The 11829-nt window shown below is 36.4% G+C and carries 7 protein-coding genes; 5 read left to right on the top strand and 2 right to left on the bottom strand.

The window, feature by feature from the left end:
- Positions 1–145: 145 nt before the first annotated feature.
- Together DD616_RS01570 and DD616_RS01565 are read right to left on the bottom strand one after the other, a co-directional pair.
- On the bottom strand, positions 146–742 hold the full coding sequence (locus tag DD616_RS01570; RefSeq protein WP_013868058.1) for a response regulator transcription factor: 597 nt from the start codon (positions 740–742) through the stop codon (positions 146–148).
- Between the two features lie 4 nt (positions 743–746).
- A complete protein-coding gene (locus tag DD616_RS01565; protein WP_208871598.1) occupies positions 747–4238 on the bottom strand; it encodes a response regulator in 3492 nt (1163 codons plus the stop codon).
- Between the two features lie 578 nt (positions 4239–4816).
- On the opposite strand from DD616_RS01565, the gene DD616_RS01560 reads away from it, so the two are divergent.
- The 5 genes from DD616_RS01560 to DD616_RS01540 all read left to right on the top strand — a co-directional run bounded on the left by DD616_RS01560 (position 4817) and on the right by DD616_RS01540 (position 11805).
- Positions 4817–7870 carry a DUF1592 domain-containing protein gene (locus DD616_RS01560; RefSeq protein ID WP_231140452.1) on the top strand — a complete coding sequence of 1018 codons (3054 nt, stop codon included), beginning with the start codon at positions 4817–4819 and terminating at the stop codon, positions 7868–7870.
- Positions 7871–7875: 5 nt separating this feature from the next.
- Entirely contained in the window at positions 7876–9120 is a 1245-nt protein-coding gene (locus DD616_RS01555; protein ID WP_170900327.1) for a DUF1552 domain-containing protein, read from the top strand.
- 151 nt (positions 9121–9271) lie between these two features.
- Entirely contained in the window at positions 9272–9802 is a 531-nt protein-coding gene (locus DD616_RS01550) for a winged helix-turn-helix domain-containing protein (protein ID WP_170900326.1), read from the top strand.
- Between the two features lie 476 nt (positions 9803–10278).
- The gene (locus tag DD616_RS01545) at positions 10279–11163 is read left to right on the top strand and encodes a RhoGAP domain-containing protein (protein ID WP_170900325.1); all 885 of its coding nucleotides are present in this window, start codon (positions 10279–10281) and stop codon (positions 11161–11163) included.
- 153 nt (positions 11164–11316) lie between these two features.
- Positions 11317–11805: a hypothetical protein gene (locus DD616_RS01540; protein WP_019281251.1), complete on the top strand. Its 489-nt coding sequence runs from the start codon at positions 11317–11319 to the stop codon at positions 11803–11805.
- The last annotated feature ends 24 nt before the right edge of the window (positions 11806–11829 follow it).

The following is an 11829-nucleotide window of genomic DNA, read 5'->3' as shown; positions in this document are numbered from 1 at the left end:
TAAAAATGCATGAGGATAAGTTTCTCTCTCATGCATAATAACAAGTTCTGCATACACGCTAACCTAGAATTGTTAGTTTATGTTGACAGCGAGTCAATAGGTCATATTTATTTTTTCAAGTATAGACGTGTATATTTCATCTGGTCTATAAAATATTATTCCTATGTACGAAAAGAATAAGGTTAGACATTGAAGTACAACCTAATTTGTCCATTAGTCTTTTTTTATACGTGCTAACGGTTTTCTCGCTTAGAATCAATAAATTTGCAATTTCTTTATTTCTATAACCTTGAGCCAAATATTTTAGAACTAGAATTTCTCTAGCAGATAGACTGTTAACTAATTCATTTGCATCTGATGAAGTATCAACATATATATCACAATGGCTATTAATATATGATTCTAATTTTGTTTTTATATTAGAGATATCATCTTGTTTTGATATATATGCTTTTATATTGATTTTTTCCAAATGCTCTTTTATTAAACTATGTGGCATAGAGGAAAAAATAATATAATTTTGATCAGTATGAGGGGGGCATCGTTTGATCACTTCAAAACCGTCGAGATGAGGTATCCCAATATCAAGAATGATGAACTTAGGATTTAAAGTGTTTATTTTCTTAACAGCTTCAATACCACTTTTTGCTTCTCCTATCACCTCATGCCCTATTGAGGTGATAACATTTTTTAAACATTCTAGTACAACGGAATGATCATCGACTAAAAGAAAACTTGCCATAAAATTAAGCCTTATCTTTATTTTTAATAATAGAACTAATGCTTGTTATTAATAACGTCACTCTTTCCGCTATTTTAGCTAGTGTGACTGTTTGATTGTCTTTTTCAAATAGTTCACATTTCTCCAATAAATCAAGGTCGCCTATAATTCGCGTAATACCCTTCAATTTATGCACAATAGACTGAAATTCTTCATTACAATTGGTTTCTGACAATTGACTTTCAATTTCCTTCAATGCGGTATGCAATAAATGGGTCAGCTCTTGGAATGATTGACCTGTCTCGTAAGAAAAACGGCGAACATTAACGATATCAATATGTTCATCTGCCAGTGTTAGATTCCTGTAAATAGTGTCCTGCAAGTCTTTAAGATTTATTGGTTTAAATATGCAATCGTTCATGCCTGATTTCAAACACAATTCGAAAACCTCAGTTTGGGAATTGGCTGTAAATCCTATAATTGGCATTGATTTTGTCCTATTTTTTATTTCCCATGAGCGAATCACTTCTGTTAGTTCAAAGCCCGTCATGTCGGGCATGTAACAGTCAGTGATCAACATATCAAACTGGGTTTCAGATTGGTTGATCAGCCGCCAAGCTTCTAATGCACTATGACAAGTTACAACATCGATATCTAATATACTTAGTTGTTTCTCTACTAGACGACGGTTAATATCATAATCATCAACGACTAATATATTTTTTCCGCTTAATTTAGCCTTATAAGTATTTTTATCTATTGAATGAAGATTATTGTTGTGACTATGTTCACATACACTGTTCAATGTCGATGTTTTGGGAATGGCTAATTTGATTTCCGTTCCCAAGTTAATGCCACTTTTTATATTTATATCTATATTTAGTATAGAGCATAATTTGTGTGCAATAGCTGAGCCTAAGCCATAACTATCAGTATCTTCAGAATCTGTCACGAATGGAAGTGCCATATCGTTAAGTTGACTATCGCTCATACCTACACCTGTGTCAGAAATAATTATAATTACATTCTCTTGTTCAAGATGGCATGCTATCGAAACTGAGCCAGAATCTGTGTACTTTATGGCATTACTAAGTAAATTATTAAATATTTGACGAATATAAACTTGATCAGTATAAATATATGTATCTTCATCCACATCAACACTAATAATGAAGTCCAGATTTTTTTGATTACACAGAGCAGTAAATATACTGGAGACGCTATTTATTAATGTGGTTACATTGATGTATTCTATGTTTAGATTGCTGTTTACCACCTCCATCTTTGATATTTCAAGGATGTTATTAACTATGTCAATTAATCCTAATGAGGCATCATATGCTTGCCTAATATATTTTTCTTTTTCCTCAATAAATGAAACTTCTAACGATCCAATAATGGCATTTAATGGGGTTCTAATTTCATGGCTCATGACGGCTATAAAATTAGATTTATCTCTGTTAGCTTTTATAGCTTCATCTCTAGAAATTATTAATTGAGAATTAAGATGGTTGATTTCAGTCAAATCTATCCAACCAGTAATAAGTCCTTTAGTTTTTCCATCTACATGATAGGGAACTGACCATTCTTTCAGTACCATCTCCTCATCATCTCGTATGAATTTAATGGTATTGTGAGTTGGTTCAGGTGATTTAAGCATTTCAAAAAATCGTACTTCTTCATTATCCAAAAAGTCTTTACCTAAATGTTTATTCGGATACTCGGAAGTTTTTTTTCCAAGAATACAGAAATCACTTGTATCCTTAGAACTGAACTCAGAAAATGACTTATTGAAATGAACAAACCTAGATTCAGTATCTCTAACAACAATAGGAATAGGAATGCCGTCAATGAGGTTTGCTTTAAATTTCCATTCTGATAATACTTTCTTTCTTCGTATTTCTCTCAGAGAGAAGATAATTAAGTATATAAATATTAAAAACAAAATGACTAATATAATATAGAAATATTGATTAACCTTATCTTCTTTTTCTACCCAAACAGATTCCGAATTTACAAGATAAGAATCCCATTTTTCATTTGATTTATCAATGTAACTGAATCCTAGGCTTGCAATGGATTTATCGAGTATGCTTTTGAGCATCTCATGATGTTCATATTTTTTGCTAATCACAAACCTGAGGTCGCCTTGATATTTTGTTGATATGACTTTATAAGTAAGCTCCTTTTGAAAGTATACATTGACTAAAAAATTCATGACTTCACTGTAACCATAGGCGGAATCAGCACTTCCTTTCGCAACGAGTTCCACTGCCGTTAATGTATTGTCTGTAAAAATTATTTTTGAATTGGGGTAGGTATTTTCTAAATATTTTTTTAAGTTGTAAGTACCAGAAACAGCAATTGTGTTATTTGTATTTTCATTTTTCTTTTTACTGGTAACCACTGAAATTTCGGTTGATGCATAAGGGATGGTGTAAGATAAATAGTCGTCCACTTCCTTTGAATAAGATGCTGATGGGCTCATGTTAACACGATTACTCATTATGTTACTCACGATGTCAGGAAGTTTCGTAATTCTTACCCACTGAAACTTCAGCCCCGTTTTTACACCAATTGTTGAAAGGAAATCTGAAATTATACCAGCTTCATTTCCTTTTGAATCGTAGAAAGTATAGGGTGGCAAAGAACTATTGAATGCGACAGAAATAATGGGTTTTTCTTCGGCTATCCATTTTTTTTCAGCTTGTGTTAATTCAATGGGATAGCTATGACTAGCATCGATGTGCCATATAGATTTAATCAGTTGGCTTTTATATCTTAAGTGTTTTAAATTAACCATATTTTTATATTCTGGGTTTTTGTAAATAAGGTATCGTTCAAAATTTTTGTCGAAATACTTAAATATATTTACAGCCTTACTATCAATTTTGTTCATTAAATATATGGCAGAAAAATAATTTATTATGGCGAAATCAATATCACCGTTGATCATGGAAATATAAGCATCATTGGCACTATCGAAATGAACACATTGGAAACTATCATACCCAGAGTCTTGTAGCTCGTTACTAAAGCAATGATTGACATAACCAATCGAAAGGTTGCTATCAAGTTCAGGTCTATCATTAACAGTTAATGCGACATACTTTTCTGAAATGACGGTTGTCTTTTTATAATCGCCCTCATCAAAACCGGATCCTGCAATTGAAAATTGAATCAATCCATCGTCCATAGCTCGCTTTAGTTCATCCATCGAAGCGTAAGAAATGTAACGGATGTTATCTTTTTCACAGGGGAAAATCGTCATAAGGTAATCTGACTCGATTCCAGAAATGTAATTGTCAAATTTTATTCTAAATGGTTCATCCAAGTCATCAATAATACCTATATTGATATTTTCACTACTCTTCTGGCAGGATCTGTCAAGTGAAGAATAAAGCCCACTACTTGGATAAATTTTGCTTATTGAAGATTGTGATTCTAATTCAGAAAAAGCAGATATTGAAAACATGGTGGAAAGTATAATCAATGCTGATTTTAATATGTTGCCCATAGCCTATACACCACTTAATAGCTCTGACTATTGAGTGTAATCTTTCATTAGGAATTATCAAGCTTATCCCTTGTGAGTTCGTGTAAAGCTCGTGAAGAAAGTCTCATATTTTTATGGTGTGGAAGTTTTTTTATGGTGTGGGAATTTTCTTAAGTCATGAGCTGGCTATGGTCTGCTTTGACTGATGCTCATATTATGATGTCACCGAAGGATATGTGTGAATGCATGTGAAATTATGTGAAATTCTCAACCTTGAGATTATTGATGTGGGTGCATGGGTGCATAAGCAGTTTGGTTATAGCTCAATTGACTGAAACTGAAGTGTTTTAAAGCACTAGAATAGTATGGCTCTGTCTGTATTAAAAGCTAAGACTGAACACGGTCATGCTGTATGTACGAATGAATATCTCTGCTGTTTATTTCCTTAATTGATGCTAGTAAGTGATTTCTTCTTTGTAATTGATGGAATCACTTTTTTATTGTAACTAAAGTGTTAATGATATTTTTAAATATAATTATCCATATGTTGGTTTCGATGCATGATTATTGATGTGCATAAATACGGGAGAGTATTATTTGTGAAAAAAGATAAAAGAGTAAGCATATATACGGTCGCTATATTAGCTGTAATAGCAAGTCAATATGCGCAATATGCGTTTGCTGCCGATGAATGGCAGGCAAAATCCTATGTAACTCATTCCCAAGTTTGTTATCAAAATGGGTTATTTAAAGCCAAATGGTCAGCAAGCCCACATAATGTACCTGACCTTGATGGCCCTACGTCCTCTTCAGAACTAGGATGGGGTATACAGCCTTGGTTGTTACTTGAACGAGAATCAGGGCAATGTTTAGGTGGTGAACCGCAGAACCAACCCCCATTAGCTAATGCTGGTCAAGATGGCTCTCATGAAGCACCTACACAAGTATTATTACAAGGTAATCAGTCCAGTGATCCTGATGGTGACGCCTTGACGTTTCTCTGGGAGCAGGTCAGCGGCCCGACAGTAACGATTGAGAATGCAGCTAACGATGTGGCTATTTTCCGCCCTGGTGATGTTACTTCATCGACAAGCTATGTCTTTAAGCTAACCGTGAATGACGGCAAAGCCGCAAGTAGTGATACGGTGACTCATATCGTTAATCCCAAGCCCATCATTGATCAAAATAAACCACCTAAAGCGAATGCGGGGTTGGATCATACGCATGAAGGCTCAAGTGAAGTCTGGTTATGGGGACAAAATTCGAGTGATCCAGATGGCGATGAATTGAGTTTTAGCTGGCGTCAAATTGGTGGGCCGTCGATAAATATCGAGGATGCAACGAGCGATGTAGCAAAAATTCGCCCAAGAACGCCCGGTACAACGCAATATGAATTTGAACTGACTGTTGACGATGGCCGTGGTGGTATCGATAAAGATACGGTAGTACATACGGTCGTTCGCCCCGAAGAAGTTGATGACTCAAATCTTATTGTTCGTGCACCTCAAAAACCTGTGGATGCGAGTGAACATTTGCGCGCACTTAATTTAGTATCAGGAAGCGAGACAGTACCCGCAGATTTTATTTGGGGTATTGAAACGGGGTTAAATATTCCGCAAGGAACCTATTCGGTTAAATTTCCATTTACACTACGCAGCATTCCAGAGCCATATAATCAAACAGAAATTGTGGTTGATTCAGCGCAAAATGCCCCAAAAGTTGCATGGACGTATAAAACGTTTTCTAGCATACAGGGTTATGGTGAGCATTTGCTCGCGACGACTTGCGCTAAATGTCACGGTCCGGGGAAAAATTTAGAAATCAGTGCGGATAGATCACCATCAACCCAATTGATTGAAGCGTTCCAGTTTGACGATAAAGCCATTGAGAAAAAAATCGCCAGCATGACGACAAAATCAGGTGTTTTTTGTGATGAAAATTGCCAAATCACTATGTCTGACTACCTTGAAGAACTATGGGCTGATTATTGGTTAGAACCGGAAGTTGCGTCGGGGTATGGCCAGAGAAACATGCTGCTGCTTTCACGTCAAGAATATATCAATACAGTCAAAGATTTACTGAATGTTTCGATTGATAGTGATCTCTTACCCCTTGATGACCGCAGTACCATGGTGGAGTATTTTTACTCTAACCCTGCCAATATGGGTTATATGACCAATGATAAGTTTGATAGTTACCTTAATGCGGCTTTAGCCGTAGGCGAGCAGTTGGATATTGCCAGCGCGAGTGGTTGCGCTGTGGGTGGAAATAGTGTTGAGGCCTGGAATGCCAGCACTATTTATGAAGGGCATACCAAAACACAGGTCCACTACAAGGCGAAGGAATACTTAGCGGTAACTTGGAGTCGTGGATCTGAACCAGATCAAAACTACGTGACTTCCGGGTCAGCGAAGCCGTGGCTTCTGATCGGTGATTATGAAGGTAGCGATGAAAACTGCCTTGATTCTTGGCTGACCAGTATTGGCGAACGTTTATTCCATCGCCCACTCACTGAACAAGAGCGAGATAAATACCTTATTTCAGATGCCAAAGGTTCAATATTAAACATGTTAGTTTCACCGGCATTTTTATACAGAACTGAGTTTGGTACGCCAAATGATCAAGGTAAATATAACCTAAACGCTTACGAAGTTGCTTCGATGGTGGCTTACCGCTTATGGGGTTCGGCGCCAGACCAACCACTGTGGGATAAAGCAAAAAATGGAACCTTGTTAACGCCATCGGTATTGAGTGCGGAAATTGACCGTATGCTAGATGACCCCAAAGCGATTGATAATTTTACCCGCTTCGTTATGCAAACGTTAGATTTTGATGAAAGTCGAGTTGTAGTTAATCGAGGAGATCTAACAGAAAAGCTTGGCCGAGATATGCTGGAAGAATTGAAACTGTATGTGGCTGATACTGTATTTAATGACAAGAAAGGTACCTACAGCGATTTAATGTCTTCCGATACCACTTTCATTAACAAAGACCTCGCGCAGTACTACGGTTTTGGCACTGTTACAGGAAACACCTTTAACCCTGTGAAAGTACCAGAAAGTCGTGGTCTAGGTTTGCTCAGTTTAGGTGCGGTTGCCGTTGCTTACGCCGATGACAATAAAACCCGTCCAATTCCACGTGGCCGAATGGTACAGCGTTCATTACTTGACTGGAATGATGCACCACCGACAGGAGCCACTCCCTCAAGTATTGAAGGTGATCACTCGACACGTGATTATTGGACTCAAGGCACTGGGCCTGCGAATCCTCAGTGTTGGGCTTGTCATGAAAAAATGAACCATGTGGGTTTTGCGATGGATGTTATCGATAAAACAGGTAAATACCGTTCAACAGAGAATTATATTTCTATTGAAGGCACAGAATACCCGAATGTTGCTTTATCTACTGACGGCACCTTAGTGAATAAATTTGGTACCACTGTTGGTCAATTTTCAAACTTACATGGTTTAGCGAACTTAATGTCTGATGATGAGTTAGCGAAGAATGCGTTTATCAAAAACTATTTCGCCTACTTAATTGGTGAAAAAACAGAAATGTTGACTGACCTATCAGCTGACTATTCAAAAATTGAAAAAATCAAAGACTTAATACGTGATGTCTTGATGTCTGAAACTGTATTGGTAAGAGAGTAAGTCGCATGAAAGAGAATATACAATTAACTCGCCGCCAGCTGATTAAAGGTTCGGTAGCACTAGGTGTAATGGCTGGTTTGGGTCTCCCTAGTTTCAATGTGCATGCTGGCCGTTCTTCAACAAGCCCAAAGTTCATCTTTATCAGTTTTTCTGACGGTTACCCACGAGGAACTTGGCACCCAACTATTAGTGGTGGTCAACTTGCCATGAATGCTTGTACCTCACCACTTGAAAACTATAAAGATTATGCTGTTTTCATTGAAGGCAATAAATCTCAAGGAGGCAGCGGGCATGATGGTTATAAGGGCCAAATGCAGGAACGAGAAGGCCAAGGATCGCTCGATTACCACTGTGAACAGCAATACGGTTCTGGAATGGCCAAAAAAGCTTTGCGTTTAGGAGTAGACACCAATTATTGGGGGCATGGTGGTTTTGTTGCCACCCGATCACCCAATGGTGCTTTACGCGCTACGGATTCGCCACATCAGGTTTACAATGATCTGTTCGCTGGAGAAAGTGGTAGTGGTGAATCTCCGCAGGACGTAAAAAAGTTGAGGTTACTGGCAAGCAGCTTAGAAGACGTACAGATTCTACAAACTCAATTGGAACAAGTGGCGGCAAGCAAGTTACAAACGATGGACAGTGTAGGGGCTTCACTTCAGGAAGAGTTACAAAGTTCAGGTATTGTAACGGGTGAATGCCCTACTTACATTTATGATCAGTTAAATCAGGGTAATGGCCGTGACCTTACGTTGAACTTGCAAGTGGCGAATACCATTTTGGCTTTGGCTTGTGGTAAAACTCGCGTAGTCACGTTGTCGCTGGGTACATCTAACGATTCAGCGCAAGTGGCAAGCGTCAGTGCTATGGTTCCGCATGATGCTTCACATTACGGGAGTAGCACGATTAGGGAGACGTACATTAGGCACCGCCAATGGTATTTGAGCAGCGTAACAAAACTCATTGATCAGTTGAAAAAAATCCCTGATCCAGAGGTGGGTGGCAGCTCGCTGTTTGACAATACCATTATCATGATCTCGTCAGAAATGGATGATGGTAACGCACATAGCTCTAATGATTTACCTGCTGTATTACTCGGTGGCCAGAATACTCAATTGAATACGGCCAACGGCGGACGTCTGGTTCAAAATACCACAGGGAATATGGGGGGAGTTTTGCGTTCATTCTCGGATGCTTATGGATTAAATGCCCCGTATACGAATAGCCCCATCCCAGGGTTATTTAAATAAAATCGATGATAAGTTCATGAGTGTTCATGAACTAGAAATATAAAATGAATCACACACAGGTTATTTGAAAATAACTTGTGTGTGATTTATAGCCAATTACATCACATGGACAAGGATGTTGTTGTGTAACTAAGGTGCAGAGAACAAAGATATGAATGATAGACGTTATTTTTTGGGTAGTGAAATAATTTTCGACTCATTAAAAAGAGAAATTATAGCTAATCAACAAATTTTACGCTTAGGTGGTAGAGAGTCAGAAATCTTAAAGCTATTGTGTGAAAATCCTAATATGGTATTAACTAAGGAAGATATCCATATAAAAGTTTGGGGTAGTATTTACGTTAGTGAAACATCATTAACGAAAGCAATTTCTAATTTAAGAAAATCTCTTAGCATAATGGATAATTTATGTTTTGAGATAAAAACCATCCCTAAAGAAGGATACATTTTTATCTCTGATTCAATGAGCACCGTAGTGCCAGAAGAGTTACCAGAAATGTCAGATGAAATAGAGAAAAACAGTTCTAGTTACTTGAGTGATTTAAAAGTTTTCGGGCAAAAATCGGATTCAAACATTAGTTACTTTAGAACACCGCAAGAACTTAGGTTAATGTATTTTGTATTATTATCTTCAATTTTCTCTTCGTCAATGACTCTTTTTATTAATAAAATATTAATGTGACTTATAGAAGCATATGTTTAATGGTTTTTCATGAAAAATAAGTGAGTATTAACAGTAGTAATCTAAACTTAAATCCCCATTTAAATAGCAAGCAGCTAATAATAAATTGGCTGCTTGCTATCATCATGTGCGACTTTCGATGACTATTTTAAATCGAAAAACTAACACCTTCATTGCGCGAACAATAATGATTTTTTTAATCATAACATGATACACGTAAAGCATGCTTGCATTGAATTCTTGATCCGCCTTAGCCTTGCTCGGCTAATCACAGAGTCATCATCCTAATGGAACTTCCGGTATTCATTTTCATGGGTTAAAAATGCACCTCACGTTGCATTAAGCTCAACTAATTGTTTTTATTGGGTTTATTTTTATTCACAATCACTCTGAATGATTCACGTGTTCAATGTGATGATGTGTGAGATTTTAACAATGTAATTAACCGTGTATTAATGAATGTTGGAGACAAAGTTATGCATATCAAAGTTATTAGTCATTTACAGTCTTGGGTAAAATCGAGAGGGTCGAATCATAAAAATTCATTTGATGTACTGTCTGTTAAACAAATGAAAATTGAAAATCGTATTAAAGAAATGTTGTCCATCGCAGATGCGAGTGCTTGTTATGAAAGAGATAAAGAAAATTATAATAAACAGACTAATAAACTTAGTATACTAGTCTGTTATGCTAAAGATAGCAAAAAAGAAATTAAATTAGAAAAAAGAAAAGTAAATAAAAAATTAGCTGAAGAAATGAAATGTGTGGTTAGGAAAGAAAAAGAACTCAACAAGTTGTTAGATAAACAAGCGAAATTGAATATAAAAATAGGAAAAACAAAAGAAGAAAAAGCAAAAAATGCCGTGAAGCAGTTATGTGATATTATGGTGAATAATAGAGTATTTATAAAATCTGAAGGTATTTTTAGAATATCGCCTATCCAAGCTTATGGAAATAAGTACAAAAATAATATTGCTAATTTGTTATCAGACATTGGAGAAAATAACGTCTCTGATATGAATGTGGTGGCTCTTGCAATTAAGGCTCAACTAAAAGATTCCTTGACAACTTCCGACCACCAAATAATCGCAAGTTGTATTAAAAGATTGAATGCGGACAATAATATTGTTTTTCAACTACAGGATTTACCCACTAGCATTGTAGATGTCGTAAAATTATGTAAAAAAATAATCGATGAGCAAGCTAATAAACCAGATATTAAAATGAATGCGGAAAGTTTGGGAATTGTTTTAGGGCCAAATATTGCCCCTAATATGCCTAAAGATAATGAAAGTTTTACGTATTATGAGGTTTATCAGAAATTTTTTGAAAAGCTGCTTGAACAACGTGAGATAGCATAAATTCCATATCATAAATATAAAACATGCCAAAATTGTCGTGTTGTTGATTTAAGCGATACGACAAAATATTTAAATAATTAACTTTGAATTATTGATGGGTGTGATACGATATTTTTCAGGTATGACACTAGGCGCATAATTTAAGGGATATTTATGAAACCATCATTGAATATAGTTAATCTTGAAATACTCTCCCACACGATTTGTGATAATGATGCAACGCTAAAGAAGGAGATCGTTACAATAAGAGAATATACAGAGAAAAATATCGTGCAGCGTCAACAATGCCGTAATCATTCTTCACCGAAATTAAAACCTTTGAAAGATAGCAAGATCATCCAGCCTTTGACTAAGTCTATTTTGACGGATCATCTGCTGCTTGTACCTTATCGCTCCTTTTGTTTGGCCGTACATACTTATATCAAATCGACACAAGATTTAGACAATAAGAGTAAGAAAAAGGCTTTTTATCATATTCACCACTTTTATGTAGAGGATGATGTGGCTCCTAATGTTTGGCGTGGAAAACTTCGTGGTCAAATTAATGTTGTTGCTAACATTGAAAAAAGCAGTCGTTTTCGAACCCAAACTAAATTTAGAACAAGCGTAGAAGGCGTTAGCGATATTGATTCAGATGATTAAACCGTTTGGCTTTTGGCTCCTCAC

The sequence above is a fragment of the Vibrio anguillarum genome (assembly GCF_003390515.1).
GTDB classification, from domain to species: domain Bacteria; phylum Pseudomonadota; class Gammaproteobacteria; order Enterobacterales; family Vibrionaceae; genus Vibrio; species Vibrio anguillarum.
This window is presented reverse-complemented; position numbering and strand designations above follow the sequence as displayed.

Coding starts and splice junctions, on each gene's coding strand:
- DD616_RS01570 (WP_013868058.1), bottom strand. CDS start 742: ATGGCAAGTTTTCTTTTAGTCGATGATCATTCCGTTGTACTAGAATGT.
- DD616_RS01565 (WP_208871598.1), bottom strand. CDS start 4,238: ATGGGCAACATATTAAAATCAGCATTGATTATACTTTCCACCATGTTT.
- DD616_RS01555 (WP_170900327.1), top strand. CDS start 7,876: ATGAAAGAGAATATACAATTAACTCGCCGCCAGCTGATTAAAGGTTCG.
- DD616_RS01550 (WP_170900326.1), top strand. CDS start 9,272: ATGAATGATAGACGTTATTTTTTGGGTAGTGAAATAATTTTCGACTCA.
- DD616_RS01545 (WP_170900325.1), top strand. CDS start 10,279: ATGCATATCAAAGTTATTAGTCATTTACAGTCTTGGGTAAAATCGAGA.
- DD616_RS01540 (WP_019281251.1), top strand. CDS start 11,317: ATGAAACCATCATTGAATATAGTTAATCTTGAAATACTCTCCCACACG.